Annotated in this window: 15 protein-coding genes; 6 read left to right on the top strand and 9 right to left on the bottom strand. The window is 69.2% G+C overall.

Features of this window, described 5'->3' with window-relative positions:
• Nucleotides 1–102 precede the first annotated feature (102 nt).
• Nucleotides 103–501 (top strand): thiol-disulfide oxidoreductase DCC family protein, encoded by a 399-nt coding sequence (locus NP511_RS12625; RefSeq protein ID WP_049965769.1) that lies wholly within the window; start codon nucleotides 103–105, stop codon nucleotides 499–501.
• Nucleotides 502–686: 185 nt separating this feature from the next.
• Here the strand turns inward: NP511_RS12625 and NP511_RS12620 are convergent, their stop codons facing one another.
• The 5 genes from NP511_RS12620 to NP511_RS12600 all read right to left on the bottom strand — a co-directional run bounded on the left by NP511_RS12620 (nucleotide 687) and on the right by NP511_RS12600 (nucleotide 8,525).
• Entirely contained in the window at nucleotides 687–1,925 is a 1,239-nt protein-coding gene (locus NP511_RS12620; RefSeq protein WP_049965768.1) for an MFS transporter, read from the bottom strand.
• A 163-nt stretch (nucleotides 1,926–2,088) separates the two neighbouring features.
• On the bottom strand, nucleotides 2,089–4,593 hold the full coding sequence (locus NP511_RS12615; protein WP_049965767.1) for a heavy metal translocating P-type ATPase: 2,505 nt from the start codon (nucleotides 4,591–4,593) through the stop codon (nucleotides 2,089–2,091).
• 51 nt (nucleotides 4,594–4,644) lie between these two features.
• A complete protein-coding gene (locus NP511_RS12610; RefSeq protein ID WP_049965766.1) occupies nucleotides 4,645–5,970 on the bottom strand; it encodes a sialidase family protein in 1,326 nt (441 codons plus the stop codon).
• Nucleotides 5,971–6,127: 157 nt separating this feature from the next.
• Nucleotides 6,128–6,466: an Hsp20/alpha crystallin family protein gene (locus NP511_RS12605; RefSeq protein WP_049965765.1), complete on the bottom strand. Its 339-nt coding sequence runs from the start codon at nucleotides 6,464–6,466 to the stop codon at nucleotides 6,128–6,130.
• Between the two features lie 475 nt (nucleotides 6,467–6,941).
• The gene (locus NP511_RS12600; protein ID WP_049965764.1) at nucleotides 6,942–8,525 is read right to left on the bottom strand and encodes a sulfatase; all 1,584 of its coding nucleotides are present in this window, start codon (nucleotides 8,523–8,525) and stop codon (nucleotides 6,942–6,944) included.
• A 214-nt stretch (nucleotides 8,526–8,739) separates the two neighbouring features.
• Here NP511_RS12600 and NP511_RS12595 point away from each other — a divergent pair, with 214 nt between their 5' ends.
• Nucleotides 8,740–9,534, top strand: coding sequence for a hypothetical protein (locus tag NP511_RS12595; RefSeq protein WP_049965763.1), 795 nt, complete (start codon nucleotides 8,740–8,742; stop codon nucleotides 9,532–9,534).
• Between the two features lie 23 nt (nucleotides 9,535–9,557).
• Here the strand turns inward: NP511_RS12595 and NP511_RS12590 are convergent, their stop codons facing one another.
• Complete coding sequence (locus NP511_RS12590) at nucleotides 9,558–10,493, bottom strand: phosphatase PAP2 family protein (RefSeq protein WP_049966884.1); 936 nt, start codon at nucleotides 10,491–10,493, stop codon at nucleotides 9,558–9,560.
• 249 nt (nucleotides 10,494–10,742) lie between these two features.
• On the opposite strand from NP511_RS12590, the gene NP511_RS12585 reads away from it, so the two are divergent.
• The 3 genes from NP511_RS12585 to trpB all read left to right on the top strand — a co-directional run bounded on the left by NP511_RS12585 (nucleotide 10,743) and on the right by trpB (nucleotide 13,425).
• Nucleotides 10,743–10,883: a hypothetical protein gene (locus NP511_RS12585; protein ID WP_006647897.1), complete on the top strand. Its 141-nt coding sequence runs from the start codon at nucleotides 10,743–10,745 to the stop codon at nucleotides 10,881–10,883.
• A gap of 4 nt (nucleotides 10,884–10,887) precedes the next feature.
• The gene (locus NP511_RS12580; protein WP_049965762.1) at nucleotides 10,888–11,871 is read left to right on the top strand and encodes a YeiH family protein; all 984 of its coding nucleotides are present in this window, start codon (nucleotides 10,888–10,890) and stop codon (nucleotides 11,869–11,871) included.
• Nucleotides 11,872–12,273: 402 nt separating this feature from the next.
• Complete coding sequence (trpB, locus tag NP511_RS12575) at nucleotides 12,274–13,425, top strand: tryptophan synthase subunit beta (RefSeq protein ID WP_049965761.1); 1,152 nt, start codon at nucleotides 12,274–12,276, stop codon at nucleotides 13,423–13,425.
• Here trpB and NP511_RS12570 read toward each other — a convergent pair.
• From NP511_RS12570 to NP511_RS12560, 3 genes are all read right to left on the bottom strand, one after another.
• Nucleotides 13,420–13,830, bottom strand: coding sequence for an HIT family protein (locus tag NP511_RS12570; protein WP_006647900.1), 411 nt, complete (start codon nucleotides 13,828–13,830; stop codon nucleotides 13,420–13,422). The genes trpB and NP511_RS12570 overlap by 6 nt on opposite strands.
• A gap of 51 nt (nucleotides 13,831–13,881) precedes the next feature.
• Nucleotides 13,882–14,943: a glycosyltransferase family 4 protein gene (locus tag NP511_RS12565; protein ID WP_049965760.1), complete on the bottom strand. Its 1,062-nt coding sequence runs from the start codon at nucleotides 14,941–14,943 to the stop codon at nucleotides 13,882–13,884.
• 222 nt (nucleotides 14,944–15,165) lie between these two features.
• Nucleotides 15,166–15,732: a hypothetical protein gene (locus tag NP511_RS12560; protein ID WP_049965759.1), complete on the bottom strand. Its 567-nt coding sequence runs from the start codon at nucleotides 15,730–15,732 to the stop codon at nucleotides 15,166–15,168.
• A gap of 193 nt (nucleotides 15,733–15,925) precedes the next feature.
• Here NP511_RS12560 and NP511_RS12555 point away from each other — a divergent pair, with 193 nt between their 5' ends.
• Nucleotides 15,926–17,743, top strand: a complete 1,818-nt coding sequence (locus NP511_RS12555; protein WP_049965758.1) for a S9 family peptidase — start codon at nucleotides 15,926–15,928, stop codon at nucleotides 17,741–17,743.
• Nucleotides 17,744–17,776 lie beyond the last annotated feature (33 nt).

Here is a 17,776-nt window from a genome sequence, read left to right as displayed (position 1 = left end):
CAGACGCGAACGCGTCCGGCTCGAGCGAACTCGAGCCCGTTGGATCGATCGTCACCCCACCTCGAGAACAAGCGTTAGTAGCGTCGGGTCCCCAGATGGGGTATGAGCGAGGCCACGCTCGTCTACGACGACGACTGCGGGTTCTGTACGTGGTGGGCCGACTTCTTCGACGACCGGACGGACCTGCGGATCGTCGGCTTCAGTGATCTCTCAGAGGACCTGCTGGCTCGGCTGCCCGAGGACTACGAGGAGTGTTCGCACATGGTCACCGACGAGGGGGTCTACTCCTGTGGGGCCTCGATCGAGGAGGCGTTCAGGCGGACGGAGCTGGTCGCGCCCGCCGGCGACGCCGTCGGGTTCCTCCGGCAGTTCGAGGACTACGAACGGTTTCGGGAGCGCGCCTACCGGTGGGTCGCCGACAACCGCGGCCGGTTGGGGTCGTACCTCTCGAAGACCCCGCCGGCGCGGCGGGAGTCGGACGACGGCTATAGTAGCCGCTGAAAGTCATTGCACACCTGATCGCACGACAGCGTTGCGATCAGTGTGTGAATCGTTTCAGCGGCTACTATAGCGCCGAGTCGTGCCGGCCGTGGCTCGTGATCCCGTACGGCCTCGAGCGGACCCGACGGTGACCGAGACGATGATCGATCCCGGGCCGGTCGCCGGTGCCGGCGCGTTCGCGGCTGTCAGGCGTCCCCGTACCGAAACCGCAACACGCTGCCGGCGACCGCCACGACGAGCCCCGCCACGGCCAACAGTCCCAGCCCCGGCGCGTACGAGCCGGTGCGGTCGTACAGCGTCCCGACCAGGACCGGCCCGAGGAAGCCGCCGATCTCGCCGACGGCGAAGATGAAGCCGACCGCGGTGCCGGTCAGGCGCGCACCGATCCCCTCGAGTTCCGGCGGGATCGCCCGAATGAGCGGCGAGAGACCGCCGAAGCCGAACCCGGTGACGAGGACGCTCCCGAGCAGGAGAAGGCCGAGCCCGCTCGAGATGACGCCCGAGAGACCGACCGTGGCGATCAGCCCGCAGCCGATCAGGGCGGTGCGGCGGACCCCCAGCCGGTCGGCGACCGCCGGGACGGTCACCACCCCGACGACGTTCGCGGCCACCAGCAGGCTCGTCATCCGGCCGGCCCGACCCGCCGAGTAGCCCCGGGCCTCGAGCAGCGTCGGGAGCCAGCTCTGGGTGCCGTGGGCGATCAGCAGGTACATCGTCCCGACGACGACCACCAGCTGCAGTTCGCGGTGAGTGAGGACGAGTTTCAGGTCGCGAGCGATCGCCGCAGGCGAGAGCGAGGAGTCCGCGTCGTCGGCGTCGTTGGCCGCTCGATTGCGGGCGTCGATCCCCAGTCGGTGCGCGACGCCGAGCCACAGCAGGCCGTACGCGATCGCGACGACGCCGCTCCAGAAGAAGAGGGGCCGCCAGCCCCCGAGCAGCGGGCCGAGAACGGGCCGGCCGACGGCGAAGACGCTCGCGGTCCCCGTCGACGCGCCGACGAGGTAGATCGAGGACGGGAGACCGGTCTCGTCGGGCGGGAAGAGTACGGAGACGAGCTTCGGGAGCCCGAAGGTGATCGCGGTCGCGCCGACGCCGATCGCGAGCGTCGCCGCGAGCAGCGAGGGGAAGCCGGTCGCGGCGCTGCGAGCGACCTGCGCGGTGCCGTAGATCAGCACGCCGGCGGCGAGGCTGCGACCCGGCCCGATCCGGTCGACGACCACGCCCGAAAACAGCGCGATCGGGATGTAGGTCAGCGGCACCGCCCCGGCGACGACGCCGGCCTGCGTGCCCGAGAGCCCGAGGTTGTCGATGATCGTCGAGAGATAGGCCGGCAGCGAGAACCAGACGAACATCAGGCAGGTGTAGCCCAGCGTCCCGACGACGACGGCCGCGTACGCGCGGCGGCGATCCATCCGTCCAGTCATCCGGCCGTGGATGGGTGACCGCGGGCCGTGTAGTTTCGCCTCCCGGTACGTCTCCCCGGGATCGGAACCCGACCCGTCGGCTCATACGGATTACTGTCAGTCAGTACCGGTGTACCCGCAGGACAGTCGCGGGTACACCGGCAGACAGTGACAATAATCCGTATCAGTCCGCGAGCAGCGAGCGCTCGGCGTTGCCGACGACGAGCAGGGTGCCGATCACGACGGCCACGGTCGTCACCAGCGGGTTCACGAGGCCGAGGACTGCCGGCGGGATCGCGAGGGCGTTGTAGGCGAACGCGAGCCCGAGGTTCTGCCTGATCCGGTCGCGGGCCGCCCGCGCCAGCGCGAAGGCGCGCTCGACCGCGGCGAGGTCGTCGTCGGCGATGGCGACGTCGGCCGCGTCGGCGGCCAGCGCCGTCCCGCTGCCCAGCGAGATGCCGAGATCCGCCGCGGCCAGCGCGGGCGCGTCGTTGGTGCCGTCGCCGACCATCGCCACGCGGCCGTCGGCCCGGAGCCGCTCGATCGCCGCCGTCTTCCCGTCGGGCGAGACGCCGGCGAAGACGTGATCGACGCCCGGATGCGCCGCGAAGGCGTCGGCGGCTGTCCCGTCGTCGCCGGTCAGGACCACGACCTCGACGCCGGACTCGGAGAGCGCCGTCACCGTCTCTTCCCACCCCTCGCGGGGTTCGTCGCCGACGATCACGAGCCCCTCCGCATCGCCGTCCCGGCCAACGACGACCGGGAGCCGTCCCGCTTCCCGAGCCCGCTCGAGGCGCGTCTCGAGCCCGTCCTCGAGCGTCCAGCCCCGCTCCCGGAACAGGTCCGGGTGGCCGACCACTACCCGTCGTCCGTCGACGATACCCTCAACCCCGGTCGCGTGGGTGTGGAACTCCCGGACCTCGAGGTCGCTCGCGGCGGCCGAGCCCCCGTCGGCCCGGGCCGCGCCGTCGGCCTCGCCAGTTGTCTCGCTCCCGTCGCCGAACGCCGCCGCGATCGCCGCCGCGGCCGGGTGAGCCGCCCGCTGCTCGAGGGCGGCGGCGGCCGCCAGCAGGTCATCGGGGGCGTCGGCTTCGCGGACGGACATCTCGCCGGTCGTCAGCGTCCCGGTCTTGTCGAAGACGACGACGTCGATCGCGCGCAGGCGCTCGAAGATCGTCTCGTCGAAGACGACGATGCCCCGCTCGAGGGCCGCTTCCAGACTCGTCGCGACGGAGTAGGGCGTCGCGAACCCGAGCGCCCACGGGCAGGCGACCATAAGCGTCATAAGCGCCGCGAGCGCGGTCGCGGTCGTGCCGGCACCGGTGAGAGCGGCCCCGACGCCGACGAGGGCGGCGACCGCGAGGACGGCGGGGACGAGTCGGGCGGCGAGTTCGTCGGCCCGGCGCGTGACGCCGTGGTCGGCGCTCTGGACGTTCCAGACGACCCGGGTGAGCCGCTCGATGCTGCTGGTGGTTCGCTCGCCGACGTCGACGACCGCCGCGTCGGTCGTGACGACCGAGCCGCCGACCACCTCGTCGCCGGCTTCCTTCGGGACCGGGAGCGACTCGCCGGTGACGACGGCCTCGTCGACGGTACACTCGCCCTCGGCCAGCCGGCCGTCGACCGGGATCCGCTCGCCCTCGCGGACGAGCAGGCGGTCGCCGGACTCGAGGTCAGCGACGGGGATCTCGGTCGTGGAGCCGTCTTCGGCGTACAGCCGGGCGGTGTCGACCTGCGAGACGGTGAGGTCGGTCAGCCGGTCGGTCGCACGGCGCTTGACGGTCGACTCGTAGTAGGTCGCGCCCATTACGAGCGAAGCGACGACGATGGTCAGGTCGAAATAGACGTCGGTCCGACCGAGCGCGGCGGTGATCGAAGCGTACGTGTACGCGGCCAGAATCGTCAGCGCCGCGAGCAGGTCCGTCGTCGGCCGCCGGAGCTTCAGACTGACGTACGCGCCCCGGAGGACGGGGCCGCCGGTCAGGTAGACGATCGCGCCGGTCAGGACGACGAACAGCGGGAGATAGAGGGAGCCGCTAAAGCCGGTGAACGACCCCTCGAAGTGGGCGATCGCGCCCCAGTCGGTAAACGCGGTCAGGTACATCGGATAGAAGACCGCCACGAACGGCAACAGCAGGAAGGAGCCGAAGACGACGCCGACGACGTACCGCATCTCGAGCATGTCGTCGGCGCGGCGCTTCCGGAGCCCGTCCATCTCCCGGGAGCGGCGGGTGCCACCGGTATCCTCGTCAGCGCTTGCGTCCTCGCGCCGGTACGCGGTGTAGCCAAGCGTACTCAGCGCGTCCTCGAGGGCGTCCGCGCCGATCCGATCAGGGTCGTGATCGACCCGGACCGTCTCGGTGACGTAGCTCGCCTCGGCGTCGCGAACACCGTCGCGGCCCTCGGCGACGGACTCGAGGTAGGCCTCGCAACTGGCCGAGTGCATGCCGTCGACCCGGAAGAAGGTCCGGACGGTCCCGTCGGTCTCCGCCGTCGCGTCCGGGCTCGCGTCGGCCGGCCGGTCCGTCGAACGGGGGCCGGCGTCGTCGCCGGTTCCGTACTCGGCGGCGATGTCGCGACAGCCGCTCGAGCAGAAGCCGTCGGCGGCCCGCTCGTCGGTCCCCGAAAGCGGCGTGCCGCAGAGCCGACAGCGGTCGGTTCCGTCGCCAGTCGCGTCTCGATCGCTCACGCTAGGCGCTGTGGGTTCGACGGCAATAACAGTGGCCGATCCGACCGTCGCTCATCGCCGCTCGACGATGGTCCCCTCGTCGCCGACCGCGACCGCCCGCCGGCCGTCTGGCGCGACCGCGACGCCGATCAGCGACTCGAGCGGCCCCGCGTCGATCGCGTCCCAGTCCGTCCCGCTGCGCTCGTGGATCACGCCGTCGGCGTCGCAGGCGATGGTCTCCCCCTCCCGCCGGGCCAGCCCACAGATCGCTTCCTCGCCGACTCGCTCGGGCGTCCACGTCGACCCGCCGTAGCGGTGGACGACGCCGTCGTCCGCGCTCACCAGACAGTCGCCGCGACCGAGCGTCGCCACGGCCTCGAGCGTGCCGCCGGCGCCGACGGGGCCGACGGCCTCGAACGACGCCCCGCCGTCGGCCGTCTCGAAGACCGCGTCGTTCGTGTCACAGCAGTAGCCGACCGAGGCGTCCGCCAGCGCGACCCCGCTCAGGCTCGAGCCGCTGCCGGGGGTGACGGGCTCGTCCCACCCGATCTCGCCGTCGCGGTAGCGCCCGCGGAGGACGGCTCCGGAGCCGTCGATCAGCAGAACCGTCTCGTCGCCGCTCCGGCCGGCGACAGCGACCCCCAGCCAGTTGTTCGTGATCTCGAGTGGGGCCGTGTAATCGGTGTGCAGTCCCGTCTCGGGCTCGAGCCGGCCCAGCGAGCCGCTGTCGCCGGCGACCCAGACCGCCGCGCCGTCGGCCGTCGCGTCGACCCCCTGTAACTCCTCGCCCTGCGCGGCGGGCCCGTCCGCGAGCGCGACCGACCACTCGGCGTCGCCGCCGCCGGCCGAGAGGACCACCCCGTCCTCGCCGACGGCGTGGGCCGCGCCGCCGTCGGTCACGCAGACGTCCCGCAGCGTCGCCTCGGTGGGAACGTCGACGGGCCGCCACTCGCGGGCGTGGGGCCGCTCGGTCTCGCTGGCGGCGTCGGTCCCGGATGCTCCATCGCCGGTATCGACGTCGGGACGGTCGTCGTCCGAGCCGAGAGCGACGCCGTCGTGTCCGTCGCCGTCCGCGGATTCGGCCGCCGTATCCGGGCGCTCGAGTGCCGCGTCACCGGTCGCCGTTCGATCGGCGGTCGTCGCCGCGCGGTCTCGAGCGGCCGTCGCCTCGTCCGCCCGCTCGGGTGCGTCGTCCCGACCCACCGACGGTCGCCACAGGTACAGCACGATCGGCGGGACGACATAGGACGCCAGCGCGAGGGCGATGAACGCGCGGTGATAGACCGACAGCGTCCCGAACGCCGTCAGTCCGGCCGCCGCGACCGCGTGGATCCAGGTCTTCGTGTACTCGCGAAAGAACGGGAGGAAACCGCCGCCGGACGCGTCGTGGGTGGCCATTGGTTCCGTGGCTGCTCGCGTCCTCCTACCGGACTGGCGCGCAAAAACGTGCTGCAGGCAGTCCGCCACGTCCCGATCGGACCGGGGAACTCGTGACGGCGTCGCCGCTCGAGGTGGAGTCGCCGTCGCTATCGGTCGGCGACCGACGACGCGGGCGTCACGACTGCGTCTCGAGCGAGACGGTGAGGACGCCGTTGTTGTAGAACGCGTGTCGGTCGTCCCCGAACTCGAGGCCGGGAGGAAGCGGCGTGACGGTGCGTTCGACGATGCGGTCATCACTCGCAGTCTGCTCGTCGCCGTGTTGGTCGCCGACCTCGACGCTGTCGCCGCGATCGACCGCGATCCGGAGGCGACGCGAGCCGACCTCGACCGTCACGTCGTCCGTCGCCGCGGGAGCGACGTCGACGGCGGCGCGAAGGCGATCGGACGTGCCGTCGTAGACGACCTGCGTCGGGAACGGGAACGACGCCGATTGGGCTGGGCCGCTGGTGGACATGGCCCCACGTTCCGACGGCGGCGGCAAACCGCCCCGCGTGTACAGGTGTGCGCTTGATACCGGGCGCGGCTATGGCCGTTGCCCATCGTGCAGTGGTGCGGTGGCGCGCGCTGTCGACTATCCGAACGCCAGTGAGGATCGTCGACGACACTGTGCGAGGGGTGAGCGAGCGACTCCGGAGCGAGCGAACCGGCTGGGGAGGGTGAGGCGTCTCCGTATTGCCACGATAGCAGGACACTCCTCTCGAGTCGATTTTCTCAAGAGACCGCTCGAGAGACAGTACAACGAGTGTCCTGCTATCGTGGCTACTAGGAGTACCACGTCCTCCCCAGCCGATTCGCTCACTGCGCTCGCTCATCCCTCGCGCAGTGGTAGCGGCCGCCCTCGAGAATTCTCGGTCGGCCGCCAGCGCGCGCCACCGCACGAGGTGTGAGCGGTCGAGACAAGACTGAGCGGTCACCGGCCGATCACGCCGTCACAGATAGCCCAGATCCGCGAGCCGGTCTTTGGTCCCCTCGCGCATCTCGATCTCGCCGGACTCTCCGGCCGCCTCGAGCGGGTCGAACCGCGCCTCGAGTCGCCGCCGAAGGTCCCGGGCCCGCTCGGGTTCCTCGCCGGTGATATCCGTCCCCTCGAGCGGATCCGACCGAACGTGATGGAGCCGTTCGAAGCCGTCGTCGCCGCGGACGTACTTGTAGTCGGCCGTCCGGACCGCCCGCAGCCGCCGGTCGAACGCGCGGACGCGGTCGGGGATCGCGCCGAAGCGGGACTCGAGGCGCTCGATCGAGGGCTGAGGGGCGACGTACTCGGCGAAGACGGCCTCGCGGGGGTCGTCGTCCGAGTCGGGATGCAGCGACCGGCTCGACCACCCCTCGCGGAGCGCGGGGTCGTCGACGCCGGCCGTCTCGAGCAGGGTAGCGGGGAGATCGAGCAGGCTCACGAGGTCGTGGCGGGCGTCGCCGCCGGTGAAGGGGCCGCCGTGGGCGACGAGGGGGACGTTCAGCAGGGTGTCGTAGAGGTTGTACTGGTGGCCGAAGAAGCCGTGTTCGCCGACGTGTTCGCCGTGGTCGCCACAGACGACGAACAGGGTGTCCTCCCACTCGCCGGCGTCGGAGAGTGCAGCCCGGAGTCGGCCGACCTGGTGGTCGACGTAGGCGAGTTCCGCGCGGTAGAGGCCCCGCAACATGGCGAACTCCCGGTCGGAGATCTCGTAGTCCTCGCAGTCGTAGGCGCGGGGATCCTGCCTGATCGCCGTCGCATCCTCGTAGCTGGCTCCCTCGGGGAGGAACCGCTCGGCGTACTCGCGGGGCGGGTCGTACTCGACGTGGGGCTCGATGAAGTTACAGAACAGGAAGAAAGGACGGTCGTCGCGTCGGCTCTCGAGCCAGTCGGCGGTCCAGTCGACCGCACGGGCGGAGCCGTCGTCGCCGGCCGGTTGGAGCAGTTCGCTGTAGAGGATGTTGGCGGCGTTGACGACGGGGTTGCCGTCGAAGAGTCGCTCGCGGGTCGCGTCGAGTTTCTCCCGGAAGTCCTCGCCGCGGACGACCGCGCCCATGTCGGCGTCTGCCTGAATGTACTGCCACCCCTTGCGCAGTCGGTCGAAGCCGCGGTCGAAGCCGAACTCCTCGGTGATCCAGGTGTTGTTCGAGACGCCGACCGTCTCGTACCCCGCGTCGGCGAAGGCTTCCGGTAGCGTCCGCAGATCGCCCTCGAGATAGGTGTGGCCGCCGTGGGTCCCGTGTTCGGAGGGGTAGGTGCCGGTAAACAGCGACGCGTGGGAGGGCAGCGTCCACGGCGCGGTCGCGAAGGCGTTCTCGAAGGCGACTCCCTCGGCGGCGAGTCGCGCCACCGCGGGCGTCGGGCGCGCGCCCGTGCCGTCGCCGTTCGCTGCCCGGTCACCCGGAAGCGATTTCGAGCCGACGTGATCGGGGTCCGCTACGTGCCCTTCGGAAAACCCCTGCAGTCCGACGCTTTTCGATCGCGCCGTATCGAGAACCACGAGAACCACGTTCCGCACAGTACGATGTGACTCGTCGTCACGTCCGTTCGAGTCCGACATGGATGGGGGTATCTCCACGCGGTGGAGGGAAGGTCACCAGCCCGGAGTATGCAGGGCCGTAATCAGTTCTATCGCCCGATTTGTCGTCGGAAGCGCTCCAGAACCGCAATATCCGATATCGCTCGAGGCGGGCGATGACCGGGACCGTCCCGGCCGGGTAGTCAGTTGCCGGTCGAATCTTCATCCGACCGGACGGCGTACCAGCGATGAACGGATGACTGCACCCCACGACGACGCGACGACCGACGAATCGATCGATGACCGACCCGGAATCGAGGACCTCACGGATCGCGAGGAACTGGTCGACCCGGAGAGCGGACTCACAGCGGCATCCGACGCGCTCGGGGGCGGGACGCTGTCGGTTCTCGGCGGCGGCCTCCTGCTCGCGGCCGCGGTCCGCTCGCTGGCCGCGAACCGCCGGCGGGCGATCCCGCTTGCCGTCGCCGGGGGCGCGCTCGCCGGGTACGGGCTTCGCAGACGCCGCTCGAGCGCCGAGAGCGGTGGCGTGCCGGATATCGAGGGCGGCACCGACGGGAAAGACGTCTCGGACGCGGCCAGTGCGGCCGCCGAGCGGGTCGACTCCAGCCGTGAGTCCGAGATCGAGGGCGACGGCGAGATCACGGCCGACCGGGGGATCGACGACCCCGCGGACTCGGGCTCGCGGATCGAGTTCACCGACGAGCCGGACGAGGACCCCTCGCAGTCCCGGCCAGATCTCGGAGCCGACGAGGGAGAGCCCCGACGCGAGACCGGAACGGACGAGGTGGAAGTAGACGTCTCCGACACCGCGATGGCCGACGAGACAAGCGAGGCGACCGGGCCGGACCCGACTCAGGCCCAGCCGACCCAGACGGCGGAGACGGAACCGGAGGCCAGCCCCGCTGAGGACGCCTCCGAGATGAAAGTCGAGCCGCCCGATGACGACGAATCCGAGTCGGAGACGGACGACGAGGCGGCGACGGACAACGCGGAGGCGACGGACGACGAGGCGGACGAAGACGAGAAATAAACACGGCCCTCGCCCCGACGGACTTACTGCGATCGCGAGGGCGACTGACGCCCAAGGCAGTTCTCGAGGTCCGAGTGGTAGAGAACGGGCGCCGCGACGAACGCAGCGGCGACGACGCCGAGAACCCCGCTCGCGGCGAGCAGCGGTTCGGGCCAGTAAATACTGGTAAGCACGGCCAGCGACGCGGCCGCGAGGAGGATGGCGAGGGCTCGCGCCGCGAGCGGTCGGCTCGTTCGTATCGGACCGCGTCCGGCCTCGAGCCCTCGAGCGAGGGCTGGGAGCTGCCAGCCGGCGAACGCGCCGATCGACGTACCCAACAGGAGGACGGCGTCGGGATCGGCGTCGCTCGTGGCGACGGCGACGGCGGCGAACCCGACCGCGAGCCCGAGTCCGAGCGTGCCGCGGCGGGTCGGATACCGATCCAGCAGCCGCCAGAGGAGGACCAGAAACGCCAGCCCGACGCCGACGCCCGCGACGACGTCAACGAGGTAGTGAACGCCGAGCCCGACCCGAGAGAGGCAGACGACCGTCACGAGCGCGGCGGCGGTGAGATACCGCTGCCGTCGCGTGCCGACCGAGAGGTACTCGGCAAGGCTGACGTAGACGACCGTCGTCATCAGGGCGTGACCGCTCGGAAAGCCGTAGCCAGTCGCGGTCGCCGTCGCACGGTGGAGCGGCTGAACCGCCGCCGGCAGCGCACTCGCCTCCACGAGTACCCGCTCGGGCCGGGGGAGGGCGAAGACGTGCTTCAGGCCCGTGATCAGCGACAGGCCAGCTAACATCGCGCCGAGTACGGCGGCGGCCTCGTCCCGGCGGGCCGTCGCCCCCCAGTAGGCGACTCCCACGATCAACCCGAGGAACCAGACGTCTCCCAGTTGGGTCACGAGCCCGAGCAGGACGACGGCCCACTCGGGGGCGACCTCGCGGAACGCGTCGAACCACTCGAACCCTCGAGACATACCCCACGCTACGGGCGACGGGATACATAAACGATTCCGACGAGCGCGGCCGGCCCGATTCGCGACCCACAGCCCGTGTTTCCACGCCCACCCGGTGCCGCCCGAGATGCTCGAGGCCTCGAGCGAGTCGTCGAAGCGAACCGACAGTCCGTCGATCGAATCGGCCTGTCGAGGATAGCGGAAACACACGCCGCAATCTACGACGAAATCGACAACAGTTAACTACGGCCGTCTCTCGAACACCGATACATGTCGACCGATGGCTGGCTGCCGATCGGCGACGCCGTGACGGATCGCTGGACGGTCCTCGAGCGCGACTGGCAGAGCGTGCTGATCGGCGCGGCGATCGTCGCACTCGTCGTCCTCTTCGAGTTGCAGATCCCGTGGTGAGGCGATGAACGGGCGTCGACTACTCCCGGGCCTGTTGGCTCTCTGTCTGGGTGCGCTCCTCGCACGAACGCTCGCCGGCGCGCTCGGCGTCAATCATCTCCTGCTCGCGATCGCGTTCGGATTCGTCGCGGCGAACGCCGTCGGGATTCCCGATTTCCTCGAGCCCGGTATCGAGACGCACAAGCTCTGGCTGGGCACGGGGATCGTACTCATGGGAGCGTCGATCTCGCTCGAGACCGTCCTCGAAGTCGGTGGAGTCGTCTTGCTACTCGTTGTCGGCGTGACCGCGACGACGCTGCTGGTCGTGGAACTCCTCGCACGCAACGTGTTCGGGCTGACCGATCGAATGGGGTCGCTGCTCGCGGCCGGTGCCAGCATCTGTGGCGTCTCGGCGGTCGTCGCGGTCGCCGGCTCGATTCGGGCCCACGAGGAGCAGATCGCATACGCGGCCGCGACGGTCTTGCTGTTCGACGCGGTCACGATCGTCGTCTACCCGATCATCGGCGATCTGTTGGGTCTCTCGGGGATGGTATTCGGGACGTGGGCCGGCGTCAGTATGTTCTCGACCGGACCCGTCGTGGCCGTCGGCTTCGCCCACTCCGAGGCCGCCGGACAGTGGGCGACGATGACGAAGCTCTCGCGAAACGCCCTGATCGGCGTCGTCGTTCTCGCATACGCGAGCTACTACGCACGCGCGGCCGGCGACAGTCGCCCCTCCGTTCGGACGCTCTGGGACGAGTTCCCGAAGTTCGTGCTGGGATTTCTCGCACTCGCCGTCGTCGCGAGCGCCGGCGTCCTCTCTTCGGCCCAGTTGGCATCGATCGAGAACGCCTACAACTGGCTGTTCGTGGTCGCGTTCGCCGGTCTCGGCACCGAGATCCGACTCGCCGATCTCCGTACCACTGGATGGACGCCCGCCGTCGTCGTTCTGATCGCACTGCTCGCCAGTAGCGCCCTCTCGCTCGCGGCGCTGGTCCTGCTGTTCTGAGCGGAGCGACCCGGACCCAATACCGCGGCCGTAGTCGTGTTCGAGAAGTCGGCAAAATACGCACCATCCGATCGACGCTGGGATAGCCGGAATCGCTCGCTTGGACAGCCATGTGGGGCTGACGGAGCAGGATCACGAAACGGCCGGCCGATACCGTGTCATTCAAGATAGCTTTCAGGTAACCCTCGGCGACCAGCCGATCCACGGCACCAACGAGCCGGCCCCAGAGATCCGCCGCCGGATCGGCGATGTCCAAAGCGGTCTCGGCCGACTAGCTCCGTTCCGAAGCCGCGGCTACGTCCACGACGTCCGGCCGCACGAGACGCCAAGTACCGTCAATGGCGCCCGTCGCGGCCGGACAGCACAGAAGCTATTTGCCGCCGGCGTGTCAGTCACGGACGTATGTCCAACGGAGCATTCGAAGGGTACGGTGGCAGACACGTCCCCGAACCCCTGCAGGAACCGCTCGAGCAGTTGGCCACCGCGTACGACGACATCGCGGCCACCGACGAGTTCCAGTCGGAGCTACGCGACCTGCTCGAGACGTTCGCGGGCCGGCCGACGCCGCTGTACTACGCGCGGAACTTGAGCGATCGCTACGGGGCCGACATCTACCTCAAGCGGGAGGACCTGCTCCACGGCGGCGCGCACAAGATCAACAACTGTCTCGGGCAGGCCCTGCTGGCGAAGCAGGCCGGTCGCGACCGGCTCATCGCCGAGACCGGCGCCGGCCAACACGGCACCGCGACCGCGATGGTCGGCGCACTGCTCGGCCTCGAGACGGAGATCTACATGGGGGCCAAAGACGTCGAACGCCAGGAGATGAACGTCTTCCGGATGCGGCTGATGGGTGCCGAGGTCAACGAGGTCACCCGCGGCGACGAGGGGCTGGCCGACGCCGTCGACGCCGCGCTCGAGGACTTCGCCGAGAACGTCGACGACACCCACTACCTGGTCGGCAGCGTCGTCGGCCCGGACCCGTTCCCGCGGATGGTCCGGGACTTCCAGTCGGTGATCGGCGAGGAGGCCCGCGAACAGATCCGAGAACGGACCGGCGACCTGCCCGACGCCGCCGTCGCCTGCGTCGGCGGCGGCTCGAACGCCATCGGGCTCTTTCATGCCTTCCGCGACGACGATGTCGACTTCTACGGTGCCGAAGGCGGCGGGGAGGGGGCCGGTTCGAGCCGGCACGCGGCCCCGCTGGCAGAAGGGAAAGACGACACGATCCACGGGATGAAGACCCGGGTCATCGAGGACGACGTCGAGGTCCACTCCGTCTCGGCGGGGCTGGACTACCCCGGCGTTGGCCCCGAACACGCCATGTTCCGCGAAGTAGGACGCTGTGAGTACACCGGCGTCACCGACGACGAGGCACTGGCGGCCTTCCGCGAACTCAGCGAGACCGAGGGGATCATCCCGGCGCTCGAGTCGAGCCACGGGATCGCTCGCGCGATCGAACTCGCCGAGGCGGGCGATCACGACACGATCCTCGTGAACCTCTCGGGTCGCGGCGACAAGGACATGGAGACGGCGGCCGCGAAATTCGAGCTATAGGACCGACCGGACGCGGCCCGTCAGGTCGGCTGCCGCGTCGGGCTCGAGCGGCGTCCGTGACAGCGACAGTCGCACGTCGTCGTCCGTTCGGCGGGGGACCAGATGGACGTGGGCGTGGTCGACGCTGCCGACCAGCGGGCCACTCGTGTGAAAGACGCTGAACCCGTCGGGCTCGAGGACGGACTCGAGCGCGGTCGCGACGGTTCGGACCGTCTCGAAGACGGCGGCCGCTGTCGGCTCGTCAGCGGTCACTACCTCCTCCGCGTGGGCGCGTGGAACGATGAGTGTGTGTCCCGGTGTAGCAGGGTTCTCGTCGAGGAAGGCAAGCGTCCGCTCGTCCTCGTAGAGGACGTGTGCCGCTTGCTCGCCGGCGACGATCCGGCAGAACTCACAGTCGTCGTGCATAGCCGAATATTCTCACGAACTAACAAATAGCTGTCTCCGGCCGCGTCACGATCACAGCACGCCGTACTCGTCCCGAACCGTTCGATACAGCGTGAGGTACCGTTCGGCCACCGCCGATCGATCGTAGTCGGCGAATCGGTCGTCGTACTCGCGATGCTCGAGGTCCCGGGCCGCGAGGATCGCCTCGACGAGTTCGGTCTCGCTGGTGGTCCGGAACCCCCGGTCCCAGCCCTCGACGAGTTCGTGTGCGCTCGAGTCGACGTGATACTCCACGAGCCCGACACAGCCGGCCGCAAGCGCCCACAGCATCTCCGTCGGGAACACGCAGTGGTCGGCCGTCTGGGCGAAGACGTGTGCGCCACGGTAGGCCGCGATCCGCTCCTCGAGGTCGAGATCGCCGGCGAAGGTCACGCGGTCTTCGATCCGGAGGTCACTCGCGAGCCGTTCGTACGTATCGCGTTCCGGCCCGTCGCCGACGACTGTCGCCGACCACTCGCGATCCCGAAGCTCCGCGAGGGCCAACAGCAGGCTCTCGAGGTTGGCCCCCTCGTCGAGTCGGCGGGCGTAGATCACGTCGACCTGCTCGGCCGGCTCTACCGCCCGGATTCGGTCGCAGTCGATCGGGTTCGCGAGGGCTTCGACGAGGTCACCGTCCGCACCGAGTTCGCGGACCCACGTCGTGACGAGCGACGACGGGGTGACGATCCGATCCGGTCGCCGGGCGGCGGCCCGCGTCCAGCGCGTCTCCGTGACGCCGCCGTCGCCGTACCACTCGAGGACGAGCGGGGCCCGCGCGAGCCGCGCGCCCCACTTGGCGGCGACGACCTGACTCGCCGGCTCGGCGCTGGCGTGAATCACGTCCGGGCGCGCGGCGGCGAGGACGAACGGAAGACGAAGCAGAAACGAACTCCGGGCCTCGAGGCCGCTCGAGACCGCGTGATAGGTGATCCCGTTTCGCTCGAACGTCGCGTCTTCGCCGGCCCAAAAGCCCGCACAGTAGCAGTGGACGTCGTGGCCGTTCTCGGCGAGGATCTCACAGACGGTTCGGAACCGCTGGTTCGTCTCGGTATCGCGGTGGTGAGCCGTTTCGAACGAGACGAACGCGATTCGCATACTCGGCGGCAACGGAGTCCCGGGCTATAAAGTCACTTTTTTCACTCGATTCGTCGGCCCGCGGATTCGCGTGAGCGGGCGGCCGCCGGTCCCTGTCGGGGCCGGACTGGCCCGGCCCGAACCGTGGCAGTCGACCACGAAACTCCGCCGTGGCGATCCCCGTCCGTGTCGGGCGCTTGGTCCGTGACCGACACGAACCCACGACGTCAGTCGTGGAAGAAGTCAGTCACCGCTGTCGTTGGCGGAGTCGTCGTCATCACCGAAAAACGAGTCGATACCCTCGAAAAAGCCGTCGTCGTCGCTTTCGGTGTCGGTCTCCGTCTCACCGTCACTGCCGTCCTCGTCCCCGGTATCGCTTTCCTCCGAGTCTGATCCGTCGTCCCCACCGTCCGTCACGTCACTGTCGTCGTCATCGTCGCCTCCGTCCGTCTCGTCGCTGTCGTCGTCATCGTCGTCAACGGAATCGTCCGCGTCATCCAACTCGTCGCTTTCGTTGCCGTCCGAGTCGTCCTCGTCATCCGGATCTCCATCCCCGAACACCTCATCGTCGTTCTCGTCCCCGCCGTCGTCACTCGAAGCGCCGTCGTCACCGTCGTCGCTGTCGGAATCGTTGCTTTCCACGTCGAACTCCGGCTGCTCGACTCCGCCGTCGGTCGTCGAGTCCTCGACCGGATCCCCCACGAACAGTTCCGACCCGACGGCCGCGACGGTGAGCCCGAAGGCCGCGAGGATGAGAACGGTCGTCACGAGGACGACGCCGACCGACGAGGCGTCGGTTTCGGTTGCCATCGAGTGACGCCACTCCCTCGGACGGCTTTGTTAACCGATGCAATTCCGCGAGAGGGACGAACGGATCCGGCCACGGCGCCCGAGCGAGCGTCCACGGGCCGACTGCGAGAAACCGGTCCCTACTGGGTACCGCGGGCTCGTGAGGGGGCCGGTGACCGAAACGATTACTCCCCCGCGTCCGTACGGCCCTGGCATGGGTTACGACATCGAGCGCTACCTCAACATTCGCAGTGCCTACGGTGCTTCGTTCGGTCCCGAGGGGGACCGACTCTCCTTTCTGATGGATACGACCGGCACGTCGCAGGTCTGGACCCTCGAGGGACCGCAGGAGTGGCCCGAGCAGCGGACGTTCTACGACGAGCGGGTGACCTTCGCCTCGTGGTCGCCCGAGCGCCCGGAGCTGATCTTCGGCATGGACGAGGGCGGCAACGAACGCGCCCAGCTATTCAGGCTCGACGCCGAGACCGGCGAGATCGAGAACCTGACTGCCGTGCCGGCTGCGAAACACCGCTGGGGCGGCTGGAGCCACGACGGCGAGCGGTTCGCCTTCACCTCGAACCGCCGCGACGAGTCCGTCTTCGACGTCTACGTACAGGGTCGGGACGAGGACGGAGACGACGCCGAACTCGTCTGCGAGGGCGACGGCTGGCTCTCGCTGTCAGGCTGGAGCCCCGACGACTCCCGGCTGCTGGTCTCGCAGGCCTACTCCAACTTCGATCAGGACCTCTACGTCCTCGACCTCGAGGCCGACGAGCCCGACCTCGATCATCTCACGCCCCACGACGGCGACGTCCGCTACCAGAGCGCGAGCTGGGCTCCGGACGGCGAGGGGATCTACCTCGTGACCGACGAGGGCGACGCCGACACGCTCTATCTGGCGTATCTGGACCTGGCGACGAACGAACTCGAGACGGTCATCGACGGCGAGGGGTGGAACGTCGACGGCATCGCGCTGGACGACGAGACCGGCCGGTTCGTCTGCTCGCGCAACGTCGAGGGCTACACCGAGTTGACCGTCGGCGCGTTCGACCCCGACGACCCGACCGCGTTCGAGACCTTCCCCGACCCCGACCTGCCGGGCGGGGTGGCCGGCGGCGTGAGCTTCGACCCCGACGCCGAACGGTTCGCTCTCTCGACGAGCGGCGACGCGGTCAACACGAACGTCTTCGTGGTCGATATCGAGACTGGCGAGGCCGAGCGCTGGACCGACGCACCGACCGCCGGCATCCCCCAGGAGTCGTTCGACGGCGCCGACCTCGTCGACATCGAGAGTTTCGACGGGCTGGACGTACCCGGCTTTCTCACCCTTCCGGACGAGTACACCGAGGGCAAGACACCCGTCATCGTCGACATCCACGGCGGCCCCGAGAGCCAGCGCCGCCCCTCGTTCTCGAGTGTCAAGCAGTACTTCCTCGATCGGGGCTACGCCTACTTCGAACCCAACGTCCGGGGCTCGTCGGGCTATGGCGCGGACTACGCGGCGCTGGACGACGTCGAAAATCGGATGGACTCGGTCGCCGACATCCGGGCCTGCGTGGAGTGGTTGCAAGACCACCACGCGATCGATCCCGACCGAATCGCCGCGAAAGGCGGCTCCTACGGCGGCTTCATGGTGCTGGCCGCGCTAACCGAGTACCCCGACCTCTGGGCCGCCGGCATCGACGTGGTCGGGATCGCCAACTTCGTCACCTTCCTCGAGAACACGGGCGACTGGCGGCGCGAGTTGCGGGAAGCCGAGTACGGGAGCCTCGAGGAGGACCGCGAGTTCTTAGAAGAGATTTCGCCGATCAACAACGTCGAAAACATCGCGGCCCCGTTGTTCGTCCTCCACGGCGAAAACGACCCCCGCGTGCCCGTCGGCGAGGCCGAACAGATCGCCGATCGGGCGGCCAAGCAGGGCGTCCCCGTTCGGAAACTGCTCTTCGAAGACGAGGGCCACGGCTTCTCGAAACTCGAGAACCGTATCGAGGCCTACAGCGAGATCGCGGACTTCCTCGACGAACACGTCTGATCGGGCCCTCGCCGTCGAACTCGTTCGCGAGCT

Origin of the sequence: Natrinema thermotolerans, assembly GCF_031165565.1 — an archaeon.
Lineage (GTDB): Archaea > Halobacteriota > Halobacteria > Halobacteriales > Natrialbaceae > Natrinema > Natrinema thermotolerans.
Note: the sequence above shows the minus strand (reverse complement) of the source record. Positions and strands in the feature narration are given on the sequence as shown.

Excerpts from the sequence above, each read along its gene's own strand:
- NP511_RS12625 (WP_049965769.1), top strand. The coding sequence starts at position 103 with ATGAGCGAGGCCACGCTCGTCTACGACGACGACTGCGGGTTCTGTACG.
- NP511_RS12620 (WP_049965768.1), bottom strand. The coding sequence starts at position 1,925 with ATGACTGGACGGATGGATCGCCGCCGCGCGTACGCGGCCGTCGTCGTC.
- NP511_RS12610 (WP_049965766.1), bottom strand. The coding sequence starts at position 5,970 with ATGGCCACCCACGACGCGTCCGGCGGCGGTTTCCTCCCGTTCTTTCGC.
- NP511_RS12605 (WP_049965765.1), bottom strand. The coding sequence starts at position 6,466 with ATGTCCACCAGCGGCCCAGCCCAATCGGCGTCGTTCCCGTTCCCGACG.
- NP511_RS12600 (WP_049965764.1), bottom strand. The coding sequence starts at position 8,525 with ATGTCGGACTCGAACGGACGTGACGACGAGTCACATCGTACTGTGCGG.
- NP511_RS12595 (WP_049965763.1), top strand. The coding sequence starts at position 8,740 with ATGACTGCACCCCACGACGACGCGACGACCGACGAATCGATCGATGAC.
- NP511_RS12590 (WP_049966884.1), bottom strand. The coding sequence starts at position 10,493 with ATGTCTCGAGGGTTCGAGTGGTTCGACGCGTTCCGCGAGGTCGCCCCC.
- NP511_RS12585 (WP_006647897.1), top strand. The coding sequence starts at position 10,743 with ATGTCGACCGATGGCTGGCTGCCGATCGGCGACGCCGTGACGGATCGC.
- NP511_RS12580 (WP_049965762.1), top strand. The coding sequence starts at position 10,888 with ATGAACGGGCGTCGACTACTCCCGGGCCTGTTGGCTCTCTGTCTGGGT.
- trpB (WP_049965761.1), top strand. The coding sequence starts at position 12,274 with ATGTCCAACGGAGCATTCGAAGGGTACGGTGGCAGACACGTCCCCGAA.
- NP511_RS12570 (WP_006647900.1), bottom strand. The coding sequence starts at position 13,830 with ATGCACGACGACTGTGAGTTCTGCCGGATCGTCGCCGGCGAGCAAGCG.
- NP511_RS12565 (WP_049965760.1), bottom strand. The coding sequence starts at position 14,943 with ATGCGAATCGCGTTCGTCTCGTTCGAAACGGCTCACCACCGCGATACC.
- NP511_RS12560 (WP_049965759.1), bottom strand. The coding sequence starts at position 15,732 with ATGGCAACCGAAACCGACGCCTCGTCGGTCGGCGTCGTCCTCGTGACG.
- NP511_RS12555 (WP_049965758.1), top strand. The coding sequence starts at position 15,926 with ATGGGTTACGACATCGAGCGCTACCTCAACATTCGCAGTGCCTACGGT.